This window comes from Algoriphagus locisalis (assembly GCF_900116615.1).
Classification (GTDB): domain Bacteria; phylum Bacteroidota; class Bacteroidia; order Cytophagales; family Cyclobacteriaceae; genus Algoriphagus; species Algoriphagus locisalis.
The window spans coordinates 783444-807980 of sequence record NZ_FPBF01000001.1; the positions used below are offsets into that span (position 1 = coordinate 783444).

The 24537-nt window shown below is 40.0% G+C and carries 25 protein-coding genes; 6 read left to right on the forward strand and 19 right to left on the reverse strand.

All coding sequences use genetic code 11. From position 1 onward, the window contains the following. From BM386_RS03415 to BM386_RS03500, 18 genes are all read right to left on the reverse strand, one after another. A complete protein-coding gene (locus BM386_RS03415; protein ID WP_244545448.1) occupies positions 1-1755 on the reverse strand; it encodes a site-specific DNA-methyltransferase in 1755 nt (584 codons plus the stop codon). Between the two features lie 166 nt (positions 1756-1921). Continuing rightward, positions 1922-2206, reverse strand: a complete 285-nt coding sequence (locus tag BM386_RS03420) for a helix-turn-helix domain-containing protein (RefSeq protein ID WP_091691635.1) — start codon at positions 2204-2206, stop codon at positions 1922-1924. Positions 2207-2577: 371 nt separating this feature from the next. Beyond that, positions 2578-3561 (reverse strand): hypothetical protein, encoded by a 984-nt coding sequence (locus BM386_RS03425; protein WP_091691636.1) that lies wholly within the window; start codon positions 3559-3561, stop codon positions 2578-2580. A 214-nt stretch (positions 3562-3775) separates the two neighbouring features. Beyond that, complete coding sequence (locus BM386_RS03430) at positions 3776-4966, reverse strand: relaxase/mobilization nuclease domain-containing protein (protein WP_091691637.1); 1191 nt, start codon at positions 4964-4966, stop codon at positions 3776-3778. Further along, positions 4956-5399: a plasmid mobilization protein gene (locus BM386_RS03435; RefSeq protein ID WP_244545449.1), complete on the reverse strand. Its 444-nt coding sequence runs from the start codon at positions 5397-5399 to the stop codon at positions 4956-4958. The genes BM386_RS03430 and BM386_RS03435 overlap by 11 nt, the downstream gene beginning before the upstream one ends. Further along, on the reverse strand, positions 5396-6274 hold the full coding sequence (locus tag BM386_RS03440; RefSeq protein ID WP_091691638.1) for a toprim domain-containing protein: 879 nt from the start codon (positions 6272-6274) through the stop codon (positions 5396-5398). The genes BM386_RS03435 and BM386_RS03440 overlap by 4 nt, the downstream gene beginning before the upstream one ends. 223 nt (positions 6275-6497) lie before the next feature. Next, positions 6498-7700 carry a VapE domain-containing protein gene (locus tag BM386_RS03445; protein WP_091691639.1) on the reverse strand — a complete coding sequence of 401 codons (1203 nt, stop codon included), beginning with the start codon at positions 7698-7700 and terminating at the stop codon, positions 6498-6500. Positions 7701-7806: 106 nt separating this feature from the next. Beyond that, complete coding sequence (locus tag BM386_RS03450; RefSeq protein WP_091691640.1) at positions 7807-8085, reverse strand: helix-turn-helix transcriptional regulator; 279 nt, start codon at positions 8083-8085, stop codon at positions 7807-7809. A gap of 96 nt (positions 8086-8181) precedes the next feature. After that, positions 8182-9024, reverse strand: a complete 843-nt coding sequence (locus BM386_RS03455; RefSeq protein WP_091691641.1) for a hypothetical protein — start codon at positions 9022-9024, stop codon at positions 8182-8184. 2 nt (positions 9025-9026) lie between these two features. After that, entirely contained in the window at positions 9027-10169 is a 1143-nt protein-coding gene (locus BM386_RS03460; RefSeq protein ID WP_091691642.1) for a site-specific integrase, read from the reverse strand. Positions 10170-10338: 169 nt separating this feature from the next. Further along, positions 10339-11721 (reverse strand): tRNA uridine-5-carboxymethylaminomethyl(34) synthesis GTPase MnmE, encoded by a 1383-nt coding sequence (gene mnmE, locus BM386_RS03465; protein WP_091691643.1) that lies wholly within the window; start codon positions 11719-11721, stop codon positions 10339-10341. Continuing rightward, the gene (locus tag BM386_RS03470; RefSeq protein WP_091691644.1) at positions 11718-12170 is read right to left on the reverse strand and encodes a thioredoxin family protein; all 453 of its coding nucleotides are present in this window, start codon (positions 12168-12170) and stop codon (positions 11718-11720) included. The genes mnmE and BM386_RS03470 overlap by 4 nt, the downstream gene beginning before the upstream one ends. A gap of 11 nt (positions 12171-12181) precedes the next feature. After that, complete coding sequence (locus tag BM386_RS03475; RefSeq protein WP_091691645.1) at positions 12182-13078, reverse strand: metal ABC transporter permease; 897 nt, start codon at positions 13076-13078, stop codon at positions 12182-12184. Further along, on the reverse strand, positions 13068-14360 hold the full coding sequence (locus tag BM386_RS03480) for a metal ABC transporter permease (RefSeq protein ID WP_091691646.1): 1293 nt from the start codon (positions 14358-14360) through the stop codon (positions 13068-13070). Before BM386_RS03480 ends, BM386_RS03475 begins: the two co-directional genes overlap by 11 nt. 1 nt (position 14361) lies before the next feature. Further along, entirely contained in the window at positions 14362-15150 is a 789-nt protein-coding gene (locus tag BM386_RS03485; protein WP_091691647.1) for a metal ABC transporter ATP-binding protein, read from the reverse strand. After that, positions 15147-16061 (reverse strand): metal ABC transporter solute-binding protein, Zn/Mn family, encoded by a 915-nt coding sequence (locus tag BM386_RS03490; RefSeq protein ID WP_091691648.1) that lies wholly within the window; start codon positions 16059-16061, stop codon positions 15147-15149. Before BM386_RS03490 ends, BM386_RS03485 begins: the two co-directional genes overlap by 4 nt. Further along, positions 16058-16720 carry a metal-dependent transcriptional regulator gene (locus BM386_RS03495; RefSeq protein ID WP_091691649.1) on the reverse strand — a complete coding sequence of 221 codons (663 nt, stop codon included), beginning with the start codon at positions 16718-16720 and terminating at the stop codon, positions 16058-16060. Before BM386_RS03495 ends, BM386_RS03490 begins: the two co-directional genes overlap by 4 nt. A 314-nt stretch (positions 16721-17034) precedes the next feature. After that, a complete protein-coding gene (locus tag BM386_RS03500) occupies positions 17035-18156 on the reverse strand; it encodes a glycosyltransferase family protein (protein ID WP_091691650.1) in 1122 nt (373 codons plus the stop codon). Between the two features lie 21 nt (positions 18157-18177). Here BM386_RS03500 and BM386_RS03505 point away from each other — a divergent pair, with 21 nt between their 5' ends. Beyond that, positions 18178-18993, forward strand: a complete 816-nt coding sequence (locus BM386_RS03505) for a 2,3,4,5-tetrahydropyridine-2,6-dicarboxylate N-succinyltransferase (protein WP_091691651.1) — start codon at positions 18178-18180, stop codon at positions 18991-18993. A gap of 10 nt (positions 18994-19003) precedes the next feature. After that, the gene (locus tag BM386_RS03510) at positions 19004-19606 is read left to right on the forward strand and encodes a tetratricopeptide repeat protein (protein WP_091691652.1); all 603 of its coding nucleotides are present in this window, start codon (positions 19004-19006) and stop codon (positions 19604-19606) included. Between the two features lie 177 nt (positions 19607-19783). Here the strand turns inward: BM386_RS03510 and BM386_RS03515 are convergent, their stop codons facing one another. Continuing rightward, on the reverse strand, positions 19784-20506 hold the full coding sequence (locus BM386_RS03515) for a molecular chaperone DnaJ (protein ID WP_091691950.1): 723 nt from the start codon (positions 20504-20506) through the stop codon (positions 19784-19786). A gap of 377 nt (positions 20507-20883) precedes the next feature. Between BM386_RS03515 and BM386_RS03520 the strand changes: the two genes are divergently transcribed. The 4 genes from BM386_RS03520 (at position 20884) to BM386_RS03535 (ending at position 24513) form a co-directional block, all read left to right on the forward strand. Next, positions 20884-21291 (forward strand): DUF4332 domain-containing protein, encoded by a 408-nt coding sequence (locus BM386_RS03520; RefSeq protein WP_091691653.1) that lies wholly within the window; start codon positions 20884-20886, stop codon positions 21289-21291. Positions 21292-21381: 90 nt separating this feature from the next. Then, positions 21382-22914 (forward strand): helicase HerA-like domain-containing protein, encoded by a 1533-nt coding sequence (locus BM386_RS03525; RefSeq protein WP_091691654.1) that lies wholly within the window; start codon positions 21382-21384, stop codon positions 22912-22914. A gap of 37 nt (positions 22915-22951) precedes the next feature. Further along, complete coding sequence (locus tag BM386_RS03530) at positions 22952-24157, forward strand: BaiN/RdsA family NAD(P)/FAD-dependent oxidoreductase (RefSeq protein WP_091691655.1); 1206 nt, start codon at positions 22952-22954, stop codon at positions 24155-24157. A 5-nt stretch (positions 24158-24162) separates the two neighbouring features. Next, positions 24163-24513 (forward strand): hypothetical protein, encoded by a 351-nt coding sequence (locus tag BM386_RS03535; protein ID WP_091691656.1) that lies wholly within the window; start codon positions 24163-24165, stop codon positions 24511-24513. Positions 24514-24537 lie beyond the last annotated feature (24 nt).

A 24537-nucleotide genomic window follows, 5' to 3' on the forward strand; every position in this document is an offset into this window, starting at 1 on the left:
TCAGATCACTTTCATTTCTGTTTCTGGACTAAGCTGCTTTAGAAGTTGGCGGACATTCACCTTGGCAGTATCGTTTTTGAATCCGCTATCCCGGAATACCACTCGAAGAGGGGAGTCCTTGGCGATCTCCTTGGCAAAGTCCTCATCGATCCCTGAATCAAAGCAAGCATAAAGGGAGTTTTCAGCCACTTGATAGACTTTCTTTCCTGAAATTTCTATAGTGCTGATCTTCAGGCTAAGAGGAAGTCCCCAATCCAATAGAATCTGTGTCAATAAATCATCCGGGCTACGGTCTGGCTTGATATTGTCAGCAAAGGCATCCAACTGGCTCTGCTGATAGTCTTGTGGACGGTAGTACACATCCTGCATATTGCTGCTGTCCAGACGATAAACTCGGAAGCCATAATCCTGTTTATCAGTAAAGTCAGCAAACAAACCGTCTTTTTTAACCTTTTCTAATTTCTCTTCTTTGATTTTTTTGGCAGCTCGACGGATACGATCTTTACCTATTTCACAGATATTTTTGTAGCCAGCTTTACAAGCTTCTGATTTTTCATCAATCGGTTCTGGTAATTGAACTTGAATGAATTTCCTTTTTCCACCGTCTTCTGCATTCAGTTGCATCGTAGCGTGGGCAGTGGTGGCAGAACCGGAATAAAAGTCCAATATTATATCATCAGCTCCCAATGTTCCTTGTTTTATAAGAATTTCAATCAAACTTACTGGTTTTGGAAAATCAAAATATTTTTTACCAAATAAGTCACGAACTTCACGACTACCATTTAATGTGAAACCTGCAGATTCAGGAAGAATTGAAGAAAGTCCAGTAAACCGACTAGATAATTCAGTTAAGAATTTTTTTTCTCTTGGCCGTCCATCTTTTTTCTTAGGAAAAACAATCCGTTCTTCATCAATTTTTTTGGACATTGTTTCAACGGAGTATCTCCAACCTGTATCTGGTGGACAAGAAAATTCATTCCCTGTTTTAGGGTCAAAAATTGAATAGTGAAGATTTGGTCTTTGTGAGGCATTTGCTAGTCCTAAAATACTATTACTCATCCATGGACCTCTTGGATCATTGTCGGGGTTTGAGTATTTATTTAGGCTTATTTCCTTTCCAAGTAAAGAAAAATTTTCCATGCGTTTAGAATAAGATAAAATTGCCTCATGATCTATTGACGCATTATTTTTATTTCGACTATCAACAATTTGTCTCGACTTCCAAATTAGTTCAGTAACAAAATTATCTTCTCCAAATATTTCATCACATAATTTTCTAAGATTATGGACTTCATTATTATCTATAGAAATGAAAATAACACCTCCTTCAATTAATAGATTTCTAGCCAATTTCAGCCTTGGATACATCATACTTAGCCAGTCAGAATGATATCGTCCAGCTGTTGCAGGATTGTCCTTCAATCCAGAAAGAATATTGCCTTTGTCATCTATTATTCCGCTGTCCAAGTTTGATACTTTTGATTCTTTTTTAAAGTTGTCTACATAGACAAAATCATTTCCAGTATTGTACGGAGGATCGATATAGATCATTTTGATCTTTCCGAGATAGCTTTCCTGAAGCAGCTTGAGAACTTCCAAATTGTCACCTTCGATATAGATATTCTCTGTGGTTTCGAAGTCTACGGAGTCCTCGCGTACTGGACGCAGAGTCTTGGTAGTTGGCAAGTTGGCCGTGACGATGGCTTCTTTTTTACCTGGCCACTCTAAACGGTATCGTTCTTTGTTGCCTTCCACCACGGCATGACTAAGTTCCTGCTTAAGTAGATCGAAGTCTATCGCCTTGCCTTCGGCAGATTCCGTCACACAGTTTGGAAAAAGGTCGGCCAGCTTATCAAAATTTGAGTTGACTATATCTGTGGACTTCATGTCCAGTTTATCGATTGTCATCGCGATTTAGAGTTTATAGGGATTGTTGATAGGTTGTTAGAGCCAGATTCAAGGCTTCAGAGATGTAGGCTTCTCCTTCTGTTGATTTCAGGATTCTGTCTGCAAGCCAGAGCGTGAGGAGTTCCTTTTCGCTTTGATGGAAGATTTTGGCCAGTTCCAGGATTTCTTCCTTACGGAACTGCCTGTCTCCACGCTCCATTTTGCTCAGTAATGCGGTATCCATATCCAGTTGGGCAGCCAGTTGCCGAAGCAGGATATTTTCCCCTTCCCGAAGCTCCCTGATTCTATCTCCTATCATTTTATAGTCTATTTGCTTATTGACTTGACAAATTTTGACTAAAATAAAAAATTGCCGGACAAATCCAGCAGGAGGTATTGAGAATTATTAAGAGATTTTAATATATTTTTTTAAATGATTTGACGAAACATTCCAGCTCAATGATTTAGACTTCATGTACTCATTATTCAATCAATATCCTGAAAGAGGGGATAACATCAAAAGTGTTTCTGAGATTAAGATTTTCCACCAAAGATTTTGATTCCGAAACCGAGACCTAGGCCAATCCAGGTCTTATTGTTGAAGTACCAATTTTCCGATGCTGGGCCAATGATGGCATCCCTACCCATAAAAAATCCAAGATTAATCTCTCGATAAGACGCCATCAATCCTTAGCCATAGGAGGCGGCGAGTTGGGTCGATTCTATGATTTGGTATTCAGTACTATTGTTTTTCGTAATTCCGACAGCGGTAGGACCAAAAAAACCGGCTACCTCGAAACTGAAACTTTTGTGGTTTCTAGATTTGTCATCATAAAAACGATTTCTTCCCCATTTTCTCCCGAAATACAGGCCGGCATTGATTCCGACACTCGTTTCATTTTCAACTATACGCTCTACCGTTTCTGGTTGCCAATCATTGGGAGCATCTACAGGTCTTTCCTGAACGGCCGTAAATTCTCCGCCGTTTCGGAATTTCAGTGGGATTGTCGTTACTCCCCATTCCCATGTGGCATAAGGAAAGGAACGGTATTTTTTAACATCGCCTAGTGTTTTCCTCCGATTAATTTCAAGAAAAAAGTAAGAGTTCTTATTTATCGGAAAAGAGGGATCTATGTAAACAACCCCCTGAGTTGAATCCAAACTGGTGGTATCTGTTGATTGAAAAGCTCCTTCAGTCTTTTTCTTTTGCTCAAATCCCCAAAAATCTACGATTAGGATATTTTCTTCTCCTTTTTCCTCTGAAGGGGTGATGTTGGCTTTAAGTTTAGAAGGCCATAGCCATTTCGAATATTGTTTTCTTGAATATTCCTTAATTGCCACTTGCTCAGTTACATACTTTTCTTTCCGGTATTTTAATAGAATCACCGTGTCAGACGAGCTGGTGCTCATTACTTTTTGAATTGAAACCAATTCTCCGCCTTCTAACAGTTTTGGTAAATGATAGTCTGCTTCAAGTAAAGGGATTTCCAAAGTAATGTCTTGAAAACCAATACTTTTCTTGTACTTCAAGTGTAAGGGATGATCGGAAGTCCAAGGGAGGATCTGATAGTTGTTTTTGATTTTGTAGTGAAACCCACTTTCTAATTGAGCATGCGTCAAAGAGGGTAAAAGCGCCAGCAAAAGAATCCAAAGAATTTTTTTTGACTTTTTCATATGATAGGTTTAAAAGGTATATACAAAAAGGTAGGAAACTATTTTTAAAATAATTAGTTGAATTCAGAAATTGGTTTAAAATTCTTAATATCTGGAAGTTAGGACCTTGATTGTGGATTAGTTCACTATCTCGAATATATCTTGATGAGTATATCCAGATATAAACATATATACATATAGATGTATCTAGATATCTGTCGATTTAATCATCATTCTAGCGTCCCATCCCCAACCCCTCTTCTTTCCCTCTTTTCTTTTTTTTCTTTTTGCAGTCATCACTTACACTCCCAGTAGCCGAAACAGCAGCAAGCAGGTCACCAAGGTCAGCAATGGCACTATTAGCGTGAAAAAGGCTATTTGAACTACTTTGATCACTTGACGGTAAGTTTTGCGGTTCTCGATCATTCCCGTAATTAGCTTCTCGATCCTTGGAACTTGCTTCGAGATAAGTGTTTGATGGTTGGAACGTATTTGTTCTTGAAGGATTTTTTGGTTCTTCCTGATATGATTCTGGTTGTCTCGGAGTTCTATCAAGCATTCGATCAGCTGTTGATTTTCCAGCTTTATGCTCATTTCCTCCCTGCGGATATGCTGCTCTTGTTCGACGGTTTGCTTCGTCAATTGGTTGAAAGTCTTTAGTTTGCTCATAGTGTAAAGTTTTGGATATCTGCCCCCATTTGAATTGATTTCCTAGTGCCTGGCCTTTTGCTACAAATCCACCATAGCAATAAGAAACTCCTGATACTCTGCCTGTGCTGGCTTGGTTAAAAAGTACGTTGACCCCGCTCTTTTCGAGATTGCCGATAAAAGCGCGGAGATCGTTACTTTTTTTCAGAGCTGCTCCCACCATCTCCTGGAGTACCATTCGTTGGGATGCCTTGCCAGTCCGCAAAGCCATTTCTATTTCATCCTTGTTTGGTGCTTTAACTTTTGATTCAAGACTTGACTTCACCTGTTCCAGTCCATATTTAGTCTCTAACTCTCTGGCGATTTTATCACTCCGTTGGTAATTTTTGCTGTCTGATACCACCGTGCCATCAAAGCGATTGCGCAATGCCAATATGTGACAATGCGGATGACCGGTATCATGGTGTCTAAAAATGAAATAGCCATTATTATTAAAGCCCATTTTTTTCATGTACTCCTCGGCGATGGTGAGCATTTTCTCATTGGAAATCACTTCATCCTTTCCAAAATTGAGGCTGGTATGAAAGGTGTTTCGCTTCAATCTGGGATTTAAACTTTGCAATATGCGAAGCTCATTCTTGATAGACTGTTGCTTAAGGCTAGCAAAATTAGTAGCCAGTAAATCAGCTTTTTGGGACTCGTCCTTTGAGTAGAGTTTTTTCAAATTGTAGTTCAATGCTCCCATAAAAGAGGTTCCTATGGATACTTTAGTGATCATCGACTAGATGTTTGATTAGTAGATTCAGTTTTTCGTGCAAAGCCAGGAAAGCGGCAAGCTTATCAGATGGTACCGGGATATTTGAATTGTAGTGTTTTGCAATTTGGTTGATGTTTGTTCCAATTTTTTTTAGCTCTAGATAGGTTTGCTTTTCCAGAATTGGAGTACGTGCTTTCAGTAGTCTGTTTTTGAAGACACAAGATCTGATTACTTCGGATGCACTGAGGTCGGAGTATTCACAAAGTTTTGCCAATTGTTCAAATTCTCCTTCGTCCATTTTGAAGGAAAACTTGATTCTCTTTTTTTCTTTTTGTGGTAGCTTAGGTCTGGCCATATCGGTAAATGAACGAAGTGAGTTTTTGATTTCTGAGCGGAGTGAAGCAAGCGTTTCGGTCTGGCCGAAACATAGCTTGCTTCGCAAAGCGACCCTCATCGCAGAAAACCTAGTCGACCTTCATGCATTAGCATTTCATTATAGTCTTTGTACCCGATATAGTCTGCACTTCTATCCATGCAATGGGAGTGTTCTTTTTGCAAATCTTTGGACTTTTTCTTTCCTTGATCATCCCGATCTAGGTATAGCTCAACTGTTTTAAAATGCTCGAAATAGGATGAGGCTTCACTGGTATTTGCCAATGAGTTAAGGGACATTAGACAGGAGAGAATCTCCTGAAAATTGTTTCTTTGAAAGTAACTCATCAGGTCAAAGATCCCTTCGAATATTGCCAAGGTTGAATTCCCATTTCCTTTTGGATCTCCGAAAATACTGATGCCCTGGGCTGTGCACCCTTTCCAGTATTTGTTGCGGATAGACCACCCGTTGGAATTCTGGTTTCCTACTCCAAAATATTTCTTTCCGTCCACCTCGAAGTAAACTTCTTTGCAGAATTGTCGGGCCATGAACAAGGTTAATCCTCGACATTCAATGTATTCTGAAATAGCATTGTTGGTACCAATTGGTTTGACTGCATAGACTTGGATTTTAGAATCGGCTTTCAATTCTTTGTGATTATCTTGCTGTTGAAAAGAAAAAGAGTCCAGGTTCATTTGAGTAAGATGATTCAGAGCATCTTCAACCGAAAATGATAGGTTTAATTTCAAAACTAGATCAACCAGTGTTCCTCCTTCATTGTCGTTCCCGAAATCGATCCAAAGATTACTTTTGTGATCCACTTTGAAAGAAGGTGTTTTTTCTTCCCGGAAAGGAGAGAAGTAAATGGAATAGCTTCCAAGGTTTTTTGCTGGTTGTGTGCCAATTGCTGAGAGATAATCGAGAATGCTGATTTGATTGGCTTGCTTACAGTTCATGATTTTAATGGTTTGTTAGTTAAAATTGTCAAAGTAGGTTACTACGTTACTACACAAGGTTTAATCCTAAGAAAATCAATGTGTTACCCGTAGTTAGGTTCTGCTTTTATTGGCATTTTAAGCTTACTACGGTTACTACATTTGCTGTTTTGTAGTAAGGTGTAGTAACCTTGTTTGATATAACCTTACTACAGGTAACTATCAGTTTATCAATACTATATATTCATTGTAGTAAGGTAGTAAGTGGATTAGCGGTTTTTATATAATAGCCTTTGACAGGATAAGATTTGTCGCCATAGCCTCTTTTGGCAATCCGCTCAAATCCGAGTCTTTTTAGGGCTTTACCGATTTCCTCCCGGCTGATTTTGAAAAGAGATCCCTCTGCTTTGTTTAGATAATGGATGATATCTGACGAGGTCAAAAATTCATCCTCCTTAATTCCAGGCTCAAAGTGTTTTTGGATCAGCTCAAACTCCATGGTGATGGTGCTGAATTGGGCATTTGCCTGTTCGTTTTCCAAGATTTCTTCGGCAGTCATATTGTATTCAAAATCACTATTAAAGAGATGGTATGCTTGTGACCAAACCCGATTAATGTCTATTTCTTTTTTGTAGTCCCAATTGATCCCTATGAGGTTGAAGCATAGCCAACGGACACTTCCTGTATCATCAGTTAGGAATTCAGCTTTGTTGGTAGAACCGATGATTGATGCTCTCCGTGGTTCCATGGTTGGTTTTCTATCATAGGGGTGTCGGGCTTTGATATAGGATCTACTCATTAGGCTTTTCTGGGAATTGATTTCCTGCTTGTTTAGCGTTGACAATTCATCTTGGATGATTAGAAAGTTTTGAATGATTGCAATCAGACTATCCTTATCAACTGAGATATTTTCAATCTGGTATTCAGAAAGATCAGGAGGGGTAAGGAATCTAGTAAGGGTTGATTTTCCACTATTTTGTTTGTCCTGGACAAAAATCAATGCTTGCTTATTGAAGAATTGATCATCAAGACTACAGGCGACACACCTGACGAGCCACTTTTTGAATTGGATTTTGAATCTTAAAGGATCCAGAACGTTGATATAGCCGGCAAATTGGTCGATATAATCACCATCCTCTTTCTGGTTCCAAAGGTGTTTGTATTTTTCAAAATAGATCTCCAATGGATTAACCTTTGGGATAAAATCACTGCATAGGAAAGAATTGATATCAGCTAGGGAGGTGTTATGACCTGCAGATTTTGCCTCGATCAACAAGGTATGAGGATTGACACGTAGGTAGTTTTCTTTTCCTTTTTCGCTCGCAAAAACTTCATAGACTACTACGTTGTTGATAAAATCATATTTGCTGACCAAGTATCGGATCATCTTTACCATTGGGGAATTGGAATCTTCATCCAATCGTTTGAAAGGATTTTTGTTTTTCATGATGCTGCACTAAGAGTTTGAAAATGAATGCAGAACCAGTATCTTTACGCTGTCAGACGGAGATACCATTTCCACATTATTAAAGGCGAATTCGAAAGAGTTCGCTTTATTTTTTTCTAGTGTATTCTAAAGCTTGTTTTCTTAATTCAGCTTCTGACTTACTGGGATTTTGAAGTAGCCAATCATCAATCTTTTTGCGATCGAAGAAAAGTGCACCATTATTTGGCTTGGAGTAGGGGATTTTGGATTGGCTAACTAGTTTGTAGATGTATGATACTTTGAAACCTGTGTACTCACTAAGTTCCTCAGGATTTAAAATGTCCTTAAGTCCAAACATGAATTTCTCAATACGATTGAGTTTGAGTAGGATTTGTTCGTTTTCCATTGCTGTATTTTATTTGATGTTGTCCAGCAAAGGAGAATAAAGGAGGGCTCAAAGGACAATGAAAATTAACTATTGTCAATGTTTTAGCGGTTTTCGTTAATGAATTTTTGAAAAAATACCGTCTATTTGATATTCAATTTCAGATTTGCTTCTGGAGTTTTTTGAAATGCTTTTTGAGCTTCGAAGAGATCCTGGTTTTATGGCTTTCCCATTTATTAGAAAAATTTTTGCCAATTTAGGATAGGAAAGCCCATCAATCTTATTGTTTAGTTCATCAAAAAAGTAAACCGCATCAATCACTGGAAAATTTAAATCAAATAGTGGGGAAGATGGAGTTGTACCCTTCCCAAAAAAAACAACAAATTGCTCTTTATGGGATTTTTGTTTTTCGAGGTCCATATACTCAATGAACCCATATTCCAACAATCCATCAAAAATTTTTTCTAACTGCTCTGATGTGTAATGTGTTCTAAATTTCTTTTGGCTTTTATTTAAAGTATTCTTTACTAACGGTATGTACCGATTTTCAAATCTTTTCTTCCAGGTTAAATCTAAAATCAAAAGCCCTACAATGAAAAGGAAAACGAATGGTGCAAAAAGCAAAACATCTTTCCAAAGTGTTCCTGTTGGACTTAAAACGCAAACAACGTAAGTACTTAGGCACATCAATGGCCAGAAAATGGAGTAGAAAAATATTCTGGGCTTTTCTACCTTTTTCCGAAATCCGACCATCTTTTCATCAAACATGTAATCGGTATACCATATTGAATATCTTTTAATTAGCTTCCAGATATAAAACAAGTGGATTAGAACCATACTGATTCCTGTTACCCAAACAAAAAGAGTGAAATTGAGATATAGGGTGATGCTGGTGTAAAAAATGACTGGCAACAATATTAATAAAGTAGAAGTAAAAATTTTGGTGTTTGATTTTTCCATGTTTAAAGTTTCAAATCCAAATGAAGCTTAGGGATTAGATTGGCAGATTCTTTCATTTTTTTGTCAACCACCTTTGCATAAATAGATGTGGTTCGAATTTCCTTATGTCCGAGTCTTTTTTGGACGGTATATAGATCTGCACCATTCTCAAGAAGTAAGACAGCATTGGTATGCCTGGCACTGTGAAAAGTAATATGCTTGAATACCCCGGCTCGGTTGCACCATCGGACAATTTCATTATTGTACACTGCACTATATTTCAGACCAATAAAAACTCTGTCACGAGGAGAGTGCCTTTCCCCTAGTAAATCTCTTGCCTGCTTTGAAATGTACAAATATTCGACTCCATCCGTTTTTTGCTGCCGGAAGTTGACCCGGAAAATATCATCATCTTCATCTCTGACTTCTGACCAGATTAATGAGTTAATGTCAGACCATCTTAGGCCAGTCAAGCATGAAAAAATAAAGGCTTTTTTCAAGACCTCGTATTTGCAGGGGGTGTCAATTAAATTTTGAAGTTCCGAAAAGGTCAGATATTCTCGTTGGCTTTCTGCTTGTTCAAACGATTTAGCCCTTTCGGCATAATTGATATTCAAATAGCCTTCGTTAAATGCACTTCTCAAGCATGCCTTGAATTTATTGAAATAAGAATATTTAGAATTCAAAGAGAGTGGGAGGTTGCTTTTCGTTCTAGCCACTTCGTCGAAATGCTTTCTAATCCTTTTCAAAAAATGGTCGTCAACTTCATCAAAAAGAAAATTTGGACTTATGCAATCCTTTAAATGAACATAGGCTGAAGTCCAAACTCCATAGTTTTTTTCTGAATGGGATTTCTCTTCCATCTTCTCTTTATAGAAATCCAAAAAAGGTCTTTTGGACTTGCTGAGATTTTTGATGTCAAACTTTCCCTGAATATGTTCAGTTTGCCGAATGGCCAGGATGTTTTCAGCCAGCTGAAGCTTTTCTTTATTCTCTTTTTTCTCAACAGCAGACTTGGGTTCATTTTCCAAGTAAATATTCAGAAACTCAAAATCCCTCAAGTGGATACGCTTACCATGTTCATTGGTGGTAGATCCTTTGTAATACTCGAGGTATAGACTCAAGTTACCGTTTTTCAGTTTCTTCTGTTTCAAAGAAATTTTCATGATGCTTTAGTTTACCACCTTGGTTGTACAGTTGTACAACCTTTGGAATTGAAGTTGTACTAAGGTTGGAACTAAAGTATAGATGAAAGAAGATAAAGTCAAGCAAATAAGTGCTAATATGTTGAAATTGAGCAGAAAGTAAACTAAAGGATACTAAAGAAAAATGGATTTATTTCCCGATACAAAAATTCCTAAATATATTCTCCAAAAGGTCATCTGTGGTGATTTCCCCCGTGATCTCACCAAGGAAGTGAAGAGACCGGCGGATATCCATTGCTACAAAGTCATTGGTTACTTGGTTGTCTAAACCACCGAGAATATCCAATAAGGACTCACGGGTTTTGACTAGGGAATCGTAATGGCGGACGTTTGTTACAACCGTATTTCCGGTACGGAATTTATCCAGATTTACCAGCACAAGAATTCTTGCTTTCAGGTCTTCCAGATTTTCTTTTTTCCCTGCAGAGATAAAAATAGTATCAGGATGTTTTTCTTTTAACTCACTGATTAACTCCGTATTACCCTTATCTACTTTATTTGCCACTTTTAGGAATGGAACACCTTGGTTTTCCAGTTTATTCACATCCCGATTGATTTCCACCAAGTCCGTATCACCCAAATCAAAGAGGTACAAAATCAAGGAAGCAGATTTCATTTTCTCCTGAGTTCTGCTGACTCCAATAGCTTCGATTGTATCAGTTGTTTCCCGTAAACCTGCGGTATCTATAAAGCGGAAAATCACGCCTCCGATGTTGATTTCATCCTCAATAAAATCTCTAGTCGTTCCGGCAATCTCAGAGACTATAGCTTTTTCCTCATTAAGTAGGGCATTGAGTAGGGTGGACTTGCCTGCGTTGGGTTTTCCTGCTATCACCGTAGGTACTCCATTTTTGATCACATTTCCCAGATCAAAACTTAATATCAATTCTTCCACCACCCGAAGTAAACGCTCTACTAAAGTGCGCAATTCACCTCTACTGGCAAATTCCACATCTTCCTCGCCGAAATCCAATTCCAGTTCTATCATTGAAGCAAAATGAATCAGGCGAGACCTAAGTTCTTGGATTTCAGAGCTGAATCCACCACGCATTTGGCTGAGTGCGGCCTGATGTGAAGTTTCAGAATCTGCATGAATCAGATCTGCCACGGCCTCAGCTTGCGCCAAATCGAACTGCCCGTTCAGGAATGCACGCTGAGTGAATTCACCTGGCTTGGCTGGACGCGCTCCTTTGCGGATAAATAGTTTGAGAACTTGATTGATGATATAGGAAGATCCGTGAGTGGATATTTCCACCACGTTTTCCTTGGTAAATGATTTGGGAGCAATGAAAAGAGAAACCAGCACCTCGTCTATGATCTTTTCACCATCCCGTATAGTGCCGAAATGGATGGTATGAGAATCTTGCTTCTCCAGATTTTTCCCAAAAAAGACATCGTTGGTAAGCGTAATAGCATCTTTACCGGAAAGACGGATTACCGCAATAGCACCAACACCCTGCGGCGTTGCCAATGCTATGATGGTATCATTTTGCTCAGAAAGTGAAAAACTCATTTTGTTCCAAATCCATTGTGAACTATCTGACCCAGCCCGTCTAAAAATGGAATGGGTTCTCTGTAGCCCGGTAATTGGGTGATATTCTGTAGAGTAGGGTCTATGATCACAAAGTTAGGATAAGATTGCACCCGCATAGTCGCCGCCATTTTCGCTTCGGAGTATTTCTTGCCTTTGAAATCAAAGGTGCGCTTATCATCCTCAGCGTTCATTTTCACAGCATAAAAGTTTTCATTGATGTATTTGATCACAGCAGGATCAGTGAAGGTTTCCTTGTCCATCTTCTTGCACCAGCCACACCAATCGGTATAGACGTCCACGAAAAGCATCTTTGGGTTTGCTTCCGTAGCAGCCACTGCTTCCTCAAATTTCAGCCATTCGATTTTCTCCTGTGCTTGCGCAAAGTTGGCAACAACCAAGAATAAACCTATTATAAATATCTTCTTCATACTTCTTGAATTCAAATCTCCAACGGTTTGCCGGGTGTGGAAGTTCCGAATGCCCAATTAGGCCGGATTCCTTTTATTGCTGCACTTCCCAGAAAGATGATTCCACCTACTGCCACCATCATGCCAGCAATCGAACTATCCACCAAATATGCAGCGTAATATCCTGCCAAAGCAATAAAAATACCTAACCCGCAGGTAAGTTTAATTAGAGAGGTTAATTTTTTGGTCCAAAGGAATGCTGTGGCAGGAGGGACCACTAATAAAGCTACGACCAAAATTGCTCCAACAGCTTCGAAGCTACTTACTGTGGTATAGGACACCATACTCATCAAAGCTAAGTTGATTGCACCCGCTGGAAGACCTATCACCAAACCAAAGTTTTCATCAAAACTAGTAAGCTTTAACTCTTTGTATAGCAAGAATATAAAAGCACTTACCAAAACCAAATTCAAAACTGCAAGATAGGTGATTCTAGGGCCCATGCTGAAACCAGCATCTGTAATCCAAAGGTCAATTGGTAAGTAAGCAATCTCTCCATAAAGCACACATTCCTGATCCAAATCGACCTTGTATGCCAGCATATTTATCAAGATAATTCCGATGGCGAAAAGTAGGGTAAAGGTAATCCCGATAGACGCGTCCAGTTGAACTTTAGCCTTATTCTTCAGCCAGTCTATCAATAGAGTAGCCAGGATCCCAAGAATACCAGCTCCTATAACTACTTCCAGTCCTCGTTGGCTGCCTGATACAAAGAAACCAATGACAATTCCCGGAAGAACTGCATGTGAGATGGCATCTCCAGTCATGGACATTTTGCGAAGCATCATAAACACCCCAAGCAATCCACAGGAAATCGAGATCAAGCTGGCGGTGAAAATGATCAGAAATGCGTTTTGGTCAAAGCTCATCGTTGTCGCGGGGGATAGTCTCCTGGTGAGGATCGAGTTTAGGATAATTTAGTCTGTTCTCAAGTAGTGCCTCGAGTTCAGGGGTAAGAATGTGTTCCAGCTTTTCTGCTGAATCATGCACGTGATCTGGGGCAATATTCATGTACTCATTGAGGTAAAGTTCCCAAAGTCTATGAAGTCTTACTATTCGTTTAGCTTCAGATTTTCCTTTAGATGTGAAGTCTATAAAGCCCTGATTTATAGTAAGTAGATCGGTTTTGATTAATTCATCAATAGTATGCTTCGTTTCTCTCTTTCTGTAGGGAAAAGACTGATAGATTTCTTCTATAGGGAAGTTCTGCTTCCCGCTTTCAATACCATGGTAAATCAACTTCAATAAGTGATCTTGGTGTGTTTTTTTGAGGTAATGTCTTCTGGCAATGTATCGGGCAAGCACACCTTTCTTTGGGGCAAATAGAAAGGAAATCAATGCAAACATGGAAAGGCAAACCACAACCCATGGGCCTGTAGGCATCTGGGGAATTACAAAGGAAATGTAGGTGCCAATTACGCCGGACACTGCCGAAAATGCTCCGGCGATCAGAAGAAGTTTGCCGAGTCTATCCGTCCAAAATCTGGCTGCAGCTCCCGGAGTAATCAGTAATGCTGCCATCAACACTACTCCGATGGCTTGAATTCCTATTACTACTGCCAAAATCATCAGTACATTAAAGATGAGACGTATTGTTCCCATCGGGTAGCCGATTGATTTGCCAAAGTCAGCATTGAAAACGAGCATGCTGAATTCCTTCCGGAATACGGTGAGGGTAATAATGATCAGCACCGCCAACCCGCCATAGATATAAAGGTCTTCTTCCAGAATCGCGATGGCATTTCCGAAGATAAACTGGTTTAGTCCTGCCATTTCCGGATTTCCGGATTTTTGGATGACCGTGAGTAGCACCACACCGAATCCAAAGAAGATGGATAGGATGGAAGCGATGATTGCGTCGTCACTCAGCTGGGTTTTGCTTTTTAGCCAAGAGGTAAGAAAAGTAGCCAGGGCACCGGAAAGAAATGCGCCAGTCACGATGTAAAGGGGATTCTTTTCTCCAGCCAGCATAAATCCCAAACAAATCCCAGGAAGTACTGCATGGGAAATAGCATCGCCAAGCAAGGCCTTTTTGTCTAGAAAACTATATGTTCCCACATACGCTGAGCCTATGCCCAAAAGCGTAATTCCGATTACCACAAAGGCAATGGAAGCATCCTGAAATGTGAAGAAATAGACAAAGTCACTCATATCAATTTTTCAAAGGATTAAAGTCTTTTTGTCTGATGATGTCAGTGACCTTGGTGAGAAGATTGAGTTTTCCACCATAAGTTTTTCTCAAAAGTTCTTCGGTTACCACATCCTTTTTTGGTCCCGATGCGACCAGGTGAAGATTTAGCATGATGATCCAGTCAAAGTAATTCATGGCCGAATGTATGTCGTGATGTACTACGATGACCGTCTTTCCTGCAGCGGTCATTTCTTTCAAAAGTTGGAAGATTGCAGTTTCTGTAGCCATATCCACTCCGGCAAAAGGTTCGTCCATCAAATACAGGTCAGCTTCCTGAGCCAAAGCTCTGGCGATAAATACCCGCTGTTGCTGACCGCCGGAAAGCTCTGAGATTTGACGATCTACAAAAGATTGCATCCCGACCTTCTCCAGACAATCCATGGCGATTTTCTTTTCCTTTTTCCCAGGTCTCTTGAAAAGGCCAAGCTTGCCATACGTACCCATCATCACCACATCCAAAACAGAAGCTGGGAAATTCCAATCCACAGATTCTCTCTGAGGAACATAGCTTATACGGCTTCGGACGTCATTTAACTCCCGGTCAAAAAGCTTGACATAACCTCCTGACGTTGGAATCAAACCCATGATGGCCTTGATTAAAGTTGACTTTCCAGCACCGTTTGGGCCCAGTATTCCAATCAGCTTTCCAGACGGTAAACTTAAATCCACATTCCATAAAACGGGACTTTGATCGTAGCTGACGGTGAGGTCATGTATTTCTAAAATGGGAGAATCTACGTTTATGATCATTTCGTTAGGCTTTCAAAAATTACTTGAACATTCGTTTTTACCATTCCTATATAAGTTCCGGCAGAGGAGTCAGCAGCACCGAGGCTATCGGTATAAAGTGGTCCTGCTAATTTTATCTCATGGTTTTGGTTCGCACATCCTGCGACCACAGCTTCTATTGCTTTTGGGGAAATGGTTTGCTCCGCAAAAACTGCATGGATATTTCGCTCTACGATGAAGCTCACCAAACCAGTCAAATCTCTAAGTCCAGGCTCGCTCAGTGTAGATAGTCCTTGTAATCCCAGAACTTCCAAATTATAAGCTTTACCAAAATAGGAGAAGGCATCATGCGCAGTGATCAGGGACTGATTGGCTTTGCGAAGCTCAGCGACCTTAGCGAGATTATCTTGATGCAAAGCTGCCAGTTCACTGAGATAGGACTCGGTATTTGTGGTGATTGAAGTTTTCCAGTCTGGCTTCCATATGATCAGTTCTTCTGAGGCGTGCGCCAAAGCTTTGGACCAAAGTGATACATCAAACCAGATGTGCGGATCAACGGAGTGCGCCTCAGGTCCGGATCTCAATAAAAGATCTTGCGGAATTTCTTCGGATACATTGATCAGGTTTTGACTAAACGCCAACTTCTCAAAAATCTCAGTCATTTTACCTTCAAGAAAAAGTCCGTGATAGATGACAAGATCAGCTTCCTGAAGAAGATCAAGATCGCGGACGGAAGCCTTGTATAGATGAGGATCTACACCCGCCGGCATCAGTGCGACTACTTCTGCTTTATCGCCTACGATGTTTCTGATTCCGTCAGCGAGAATACTGGTGGTCGCCACGATTTTTGGCTTCAATCTTTCTTCCTTGTTTTCAAATTTGCAGGCAAAAGAAAGTAGGAGAAACGGTACTAGGTAAAGGAGCTTTCTCATGATTGAATTGCCAGAATATTAGCTGCGACATCCTTGGACATAAAGAGTGTTTTTTTCTGATCGACGAGAATTTCCATTGATCCGTCAAACTCCACTTTGTCCAATATTTTGATTCGTGCTCCTATGTATGCGCCAACTTTGTCGAGGTATTTTAGGAAGGCTGCCGAGCTGTCTTTTACTGCTACGATTTGACCTGACTGGTCAATGTCCATTTCGTTCAAAGCCAATCTTGGTCTAGCTCTCACATCACCATATTCATCGGGAATTGGATCACCGTGGGGGTCGAATTTTGGGAAGTTCAGGTAGGAGTCCAAGCGCTGAATTAGGAGGGGAGATTGGATGTGCTCCAGCTCCTCTGCTACCTCATGAACTTCGTCCCAGGCGAACTGTAATTTGTCTACCAAAAACACTTCCCAGAGTCGGTGTTTTCGGATAGTAGTGAGTGCCCTTTTTTTACCTTCTTCTGTGATGTTTACTCCGTAATATTTTCGGTATTCGATCACCTCCTTGTCACCCAACTTTCTCAGCATGTCGGAGACAGAAGCAGGCTTCGTCTTCATCTCTGCAGCCACATCATTAGTGGATACACTTTTAGTTCCTCCGTCCGATAGGTGATAGATCGCTTTCAGGTAATTCTCCTCAGCAGTAGTTAAGGTCATGGTATTCCAATTTGTACTGAGACAAATATAAAAATTAATTTAGATATAGCTAAAAATATATTCAATAGCGGCTAAATTGTCTGTGGATAACCCATTTTCAAATGTGTTTAGGGTTTTAGTCTTGTCTAAAAATAAGATTAGTCAATATTGAATAATGTAATAAATATTTGATATTAAGTTAATTGTAAGATTCTGCTTGTTGACTTTTTCTCTGAAAATACAAAATTATCCCAGTTTCCATTTCGCGGAAATGAGTGTAGAAAATAGGGTGTAGGTGGATAAGTGTGGATAGTAATCCACATGCTGTTTAGAACTTAAAGGGAAGCTATTGCGCTAATGAAATCTTCATGGTGAGATTTCCATAGGATTGTATCATCAGGAATTTGGCTGAAGAACTCCTGTTTTAGGGCTGCTTGAAATTGGATAGTTGCGTTCTCTAAGTCGAAAAAATCTATTGGAAATCCTCCTGAAAATGGAGTTAGAAACTCAAGCCATTTTGGATTTCCTCCTATCAAAACAGGCACTCCCAGAGCAGCAGATTCAAAAAGTTTTGTTGGCATTTTATCCTTGATGGCTTCTCTATTTTGATAAGGTAAAAGGGCAAAATCTACCGATGAATATTCCGCAATAATCTCCTCATGAGGAACAGGAAAATCAGAGGATTTGAGTGTTATCTGCGGAGTGTTTTTGCAGGCTTTTTCCAGTTCAATTTTGAAACTTGGGAGGGTACAATGACCGATGATTTTGAGCGTAGAATTCGGAAATTCTTTCAAGATTTCCTTGAACCAATAGATAGCTTCGAGCGTGCCAAAAGCAGGAGTAAGCGTACCTGAAATTAAAAAACAGTAACTCTCTTTTGGCTGGATTTTGAATGAAGAATTAGTCTTGATTTCTCCAGCGTATTTATTTTCCAAGATCAAAAATGGAGACTTTTCAGGCATCTCATCTGCATAGCATTTCTCAGCAAGAAGATATAAGTCAACTCCATTTACACTTTCCATTCGGCTGATTATTTGGGCAGCTTTCGTTCTTTTCCCGGAATTTAAGTTAGGGTTTAGCTCCAGGTTTTTGATATAATTTTCCTGCACATCATAGACTAATTTATAGCCTACTATTCTTTTGAAAAATGAGGCGGCAGGTAAGAATTCATAGGTGCAGCAAATCAGGATTTTTGGACGGACTTTCAGTAGGGCTTTTACAAAATTTACCTGTGAGAATAATCTTCCCCAGGTTGAGTGAGTGCTGGAAACTGAGGTATAATACTTTTCATCTTTGCAATTTTCTAGGGGTAATTGTGAAAATCCCATAAAATTCAGGCGGTACAGGCCTGTTTCTCGCAAGGAAAGACCAAGTTTTCCCCATGCTCTTGTATCTTTGGCGGGCTTAAGGCTTGACGCAATTAAGACAGGTATTAGGGAAGCTGATTTATCACTCATTAAACGAAACTAACCAAAATAATGGAACTGAAAACTATCATAGAGAAGGCCTGGGACAACCGGGAATTATTAAAAGAAGAAACTACACAACAAGCCATTAGAGCCGTAATTGCTGACTTGGATGCAGGGACTTTGCGTGTAGCTGAGCCTACTGAAGACGGCAACTGGAAGGTTAATGATTGGGTGAAAAAAGCAGTTATTCTATATTTTCCTATCCAAAAGATGGAAACCATCGAGGTTGGGCCTTTTGAATTCCATGATAAAATGGCGCTAAAAACTAACTACGCTGAGAAAGGTGTACGTGTAGTTCCTCACGCTGTGGCTCGCTACGGAGCGTATTTGGCTTCAGGAGTGGTGATGATGCCAAGTTATGTTAATATCGGCGCGTATGTGGAGGGTGGCACGATGGTTGACACTTGGGCTACTGTAGGATCTTGTGCGCAGATCGGTAAAAACGTTCATTTAAGTGGTGGAGTAGGGATAGGAGGCGTATTGGAACCAATTCAGGCAGCACCCGTGATCATTGAAGATGGAGCATTTATAGGTTCCAGAGCTATCATTGTAGAAGGTGTGCGAATCGGTAAGGAAGCCGTAATCGGTGCGGGAGTTACGTTAACAGCTAGTTCCAAAATCATAGATGTGACTGGATCAGAGCCCAAAGAATACAAGGGATATGTGCCCGAGCGTTCTGTAGTGATTCCAGGCTCCATTGCAAAAACCTTTCCTGCAGGTACATTCCAAGTTCCTTGCGCTTTGATCATAGGTCAAAGAAAAGCCTCCACAGATCTCAAAACATCTCTTAACGATGCGCTCAGAGATAACAGTGTAGCAGTCTAAACCAACAAAAATGAAAACTAGTACTCGAGCTATATTAGCCCTTTTTATTTCGGTATCCATTTGGTCTTGTTCAGAGAAACAGACAAGTTCCGGGGATGTATATTTCAATAAAGGAGAATACGAAAAAGCGGCGAACGAATATTCTGAAGATTTAAAATACAATCCAAACGATGTTCGCATGCTTTATAATAGAGGCAGAGCAAATGAGGAGCAGGGCAATTTTGAAGAAGCAAAAGCTGACTTTGAAAAGGCACTCGAAGTAGAACCAAATAATTTTCAGGTATTACTAAGCCTTGCCAATGTTCATTACAACGAGAAAAACTATACTAATGCTCTTCTTTATTCTGATCAGGCAGCAGAAATCTCTGGTGCACCGGCTATGGCCTCCTTTATGAAGGCTCGTGCTTTGCATCAACTTGGCAAGCCTGAGGAAGCGTTGAAAGCTTATGGAAATGCAATTGCAGTAGATAAGGAATTTGGGCAGGCTTATTTCAACCGGGGCCTCTTAAAAGTAGCGATGAAAAATGTTGGGGCTTCATGCGAAGACTTTCAACTCGCAAAAGCCTTGGAGTATCCAGGAGCAGAAGAAGCTTTCGAGAAATATTGCAAATAAACTTAAAACCGGCTTAGGCCGGTTTTTTTTGACTCATTTTTAATTGGAAAAACTTGGTGACATACCAAAGGAACATTTTGTGTTAAGATGATTTCTTATGTTGAAAGCTGCGAGTGATAATTCTGAAAACTGTGAATAAATACTGCGACTGGTTACTCTGAACCCCTCGACTAGATTCTAACGTGTAGCTTCAGTTTTCACTTCTATATGCTCGTGCTCTTCATGATCACAGAGATCTTCAGAGCTCAATTTTCCACTTCCATTACAGGTCTTACAGGAGCTAACCTCCTTCAGGCTTCCTTCACACACCGGACAGGTAAGTCTCCCTTTTCCAGCGCATCGTTCACACTCGAAGTACTCCACAATTTTAAAGATATTCATTTTTGTAATCATGCCTGAGCCGCTGCATTTACTACATCCTACTACACCTTTAGCCTTGCAATAGTTACAATCCTGTTCGATTTGGCGCTTTCCTTCGCAGGTGAAACAAGTCTTGAATCTATACCCCCTGCGATCACAAAGCTGACATTCTTGAATTTCCTTTAAGGGTGCTTGTAACTTCTGTTGCAATTCCTGAGCTCCTTCGTAGTGGTCTCCCTTGAATCCTGTCAGCTCTAGATACTTATTAAGGAAGTTGGATGAATTATCGTATTGCTTGAGCTGAAATAATGTCTCAGCGAATAGATAGGGCATCTCCTCAGGAAGTTGCTGGCCGGAGTCTATTAGATTTCTAAAAATTGAATTTGCTGTTTCATAATCACTTCTTTCAATTGCCGCTTTGGCGCCTTTCATCCATTGGTCGGTCTGTCCAAGGTTGATACCAATTTGCGCAAGCGAAATATGGCTAAAGGCTAAAATAAAACTAAGCAGGAATAGCGGACGGTGTAATTTAAAGCTCACAGGAATATTATTTTTATGATTATACGGAATGATGCCAGTAACCAATATTTCTCTGCTCAACCGGCCAGAAGACCGATGACCGAAGACCGAAGTAACCTCAATTCTTAAGTTTAACTTATACTATGCTGCTTTTGTCTCCTTACTGGCAGAAAAGCGGATATACATATTATTTTTCTAAAGAAGCAATAAAGATAGAAGTTTCTAAAAGGTAAAGTTAATGTTTCCAAAAGGGCAAATCTCTCTATAATCTGCCAAATGGATTTTGGAAGTTAAAAATTGTCTTTATTTTAGTGAGAATTCAACTAGAAGCTCCACAAACTATTCTTAGAGTTTCAATGGATTTTTAGTCAAAAACTTTAACCTTAAATTTTAGAAAAATGGGAAAACCAATCACAATGATCGAGAGTATCGGTCCTGTCATGAAAGAGAAACTTAGCGCTGCTGGAGTAACGACCGTAGAAGGGCTTTTGGAAAAAGGAGCTACGAAAGCGGGAAGAAAAGCTATCGCTGATGCTTCTGGTTTAGAAGAGAGTAAAATCTTGGTTTGGGTAAATATGGCTGACCTTTTTAGGGTTAATGGCATTGCAAGTCAGTTTGCAGAGTTACTAAAAGCTGCAGGAGTGGATACAGTTAAAGAATTGAGAACTAGAAATGCAGAAAATCTGCACGCCGCATTGGTGAAAACTCAAGAAGAGAAAGGCTTGACGAGAGTAGTTCCTGCTGCTTCTAAAGTCGCTGACTTTATTGAGCAGGCGAAAGATCTCGAGCCTGTGGTGACTTATTAATCGTCCTATATTACGCTTAGTATTGAAAAAACCTTTTTGCCCTAGGCATCAAGGTTTTTTTTGTAGTTTGGTTTTTTAATTCCTTTGAACATGAGTAAAACAGCAGAGTTTATCACTCACTTGACCGATGGTCAGAACTATAAAAAAGATTCAATTATCCTCGGTACAGGTATTTTAGATGGAGTACCCGTGACTGGGGCGCAGGTAAAAATTGCCCTGAAAACCATGAACAGACACGGTTTGATTGCTGGTGCAACGGGTACAGGTAAGACCAAAACCCTCCAGGTGATCGCGGAGCAACTTGCCCTGAAAGGGGTTCCTTCTGTATTGATGGATTTGAAAGGGGATCTCTCTGGTCTTGCACAGCCCGGTACTGCCAATGATTTTATTAAAAATAGATCTGAGGTAATTGGAGTTGACTATGAACCGATGGGCTTGCCGATCGAACTCATGTCTATTTCTGACGAAAAAGGAGTCAGGTTAAAGGCTACGGTATCAGAATTTGGCCCTGTTCTAATCGCTCAGATACTTGAATTAAACGATACGCAGCAAGGAGTGATTTCTCTTATTTTCCGCTATTGTGATGTAAATCATCTTCCTCTAGTGGATCTGAAAGACCTCAAGCGTGTGCTTCAATTCATTACCAATGAAGGTAAAGAAGCTATTCAAAAGGAATATGGCCAGGTTTCTTCAGCTTCTGTGAATACGATCATGCGTAAAATCATTGAGATGGAACAGCAAGGCGCAGAACGATTTTTTGGCGAAAAATCCTTTGAAGTGGAAGATTTTCTAAGGACCAAAGATGGCAAAGGAGTAATCTCAGTGATCAGATTGACTGATATTCAAAGCAGGCCAAAACTTTTTTCTACGTTTATGCTAAGTCTTTTATCAGAGATTTATGAGACTTTTCCAGAGCAGGGTGATGCTGATCAACCTAAGCTTTGTTTGTTTATAGATGAAGCACATTTGGTGTTTTCTAATGCTTCCAACGATCTATTGGAGAAAATTGAAGCCATTGTGAAATTGATCAGATCCAAAGGTGTTGGAGTGTATTTTTGTACACAAACTCCCACAGATGTGCCTGATAGTATTTTGGGACAATTGGGATTGAAGGTGCAGCATGCGCTGAGAGCCTTCACCGCAAAAGATCGAAAGGCAATTACCAAAACGGCAGAAAATTACCCTGAGTCACCTTATTACAATACCTCAGAAGTATTGACCTCCATGGGGATAGGAGAAGCATTGATCACAGCGCTGAATGAAAAGGGAATCCCCACTCCGCTGGCTCATACGCTCGTAAGAGCGCCAATCACCCGAATGGATATTCTGGATGAAGCGGAAATAGATCGTGTGGTAGAGAATTCTGCTTTGGTTTATAAATACAATCAGGAGTTGGATAGCAAGAGCGCGTTTGAAATCCTGGAAAAGAAAATGAATGAACTGGAGGAAATTCAGAAAAAAGCTGAGATACCCGGGCCTAAAGCAACTACAAGCCGCAGGACTACTCAGGACGAATCTCTCTTTGAAGAACTGAGTAAGAACACTATGGTTCGCCAACTGGGTAGAACGATCTTCAGGGAGTTGACCCGAGGAATTTTGGGTTCATTTACTAGAAAAAGGTAAGAATTATAAAATATTGTTTTTCAACAAACTATAGATTTTGGAAATTGGAATAATAGGAGGTGGAGCAGCCGGTTTTTTTGCTGCAATCTATGCTAGTGGACCGGGGAGAAAGGTGACTATTTTCGAAAAATCGCCCAAGCTTTTATCCAAAGTAAAAATCTCAGGAGGTGGAAGATGTAATGTCACACATCGACCGATGGAAATTTCCAAATTGGTCAAGAATTATCCACGCGGTGAGAAATTTCTTAAAAAAGTCTTTTCCAAGTTCAAATCTGAGGACACCATCCACTGGTTTGAAAGTAGAGGAGTGAAACTAAAGTTAGAAGCCGACGGAAGGATGTTTCCTGTCTCGGATTCCTCACAAACTATTATTGATGTTCTTCTAAAAGAAGCGCAAAAGCTCAATATTACCATTAGAAAATCTTGCGGTGTAAAGTCAATCCATCCTCAGGGTACTCAATACAAACTTGAGACAGAGGCAGGCTTATTTGTGATTGACAAGCTAATAATAGCCACTGGTGGTCATCCAAAACTGGATAGTTATTCCTTTCTCAAAAATCTAAACCACAGTGTTTTAGATCCTATTCCTTCACTTTTTACTTTCAATACGCCAAAGGAATCTATCCGTGAGTTGATGGGGCTTTCGGTGACTGATGGAATCGTCAAAATAGAAGGTACTAAATTGACTTACCGTGGACCGATTCTAGTGACACATTGGGGAGTAAGTGGTCCAGCAGTTTTGAAATTATCTGCATTTGGTGCGCAATGGCTTAAAGATCAGAACTATGTAGCCACTGCCTTGATCAATTGGAATGGAGCGTATGGCGAGGATCAGTTTAATTCCCATATCAAAAGCTACGCACTTGCGCATCCCAACCGCAAGGTAGAAAGCAATTCGCTTTTTCAGATTCCAGCCAGACTTTGGGAACACCTCACACGACTGGCAGGTATAGAAAATGCACAATTATATGGTACACTATCGAAAAAGCAAATCAATAAGTTGGTACAGAATTTATTTTGCTATACTTTGAAAGTCGAAGGAAAAACCACCTTCAAAGAAGAATTTGTAACTGCCGGGGGAATTGCCCTAAATGAAGTGAACCCGGAAACCTTGGAAAGTAAATATCACCCTAACCTTTACTTTGCCGGGGAAGTCCTGAATATTGATGGAATTACCGGTGGCTTTAATTTTCAAGCTGCCTGGTCCACAGGATTTCTTGCTGGCACAGCCTTATCCAACTAATCCATATGGAACAAATTTACCCGGAACTCAATCAGCTTATCTTTGATATGGCTGATGGTGACAAAGAGTTCGAAAAAGAATTAACATTTGCCATCCATAAAGGACTGGTAGAGCTAAAAGAAGTTTATGCTCAAGGTTCTTTGGAAAAAAATGAAGTTAAACTCCAACAAATTCGCCACAAATTGAAGCCAACTTTGATTATGTTTGAGTTATTTCAAATCACTGATGAGCTACAAAAAGGCAAGGATATAATTGAAAATGAGGGGTTTGATGGAGTTGCATTCTCTACACATTATGAAAGTCTATTGTGTAAAGTCGAAGAGGCAATCAAGCGAGTTTTTGAGTTGATCCAATAAAAAAGGAGCTGACACCTGTCGCTC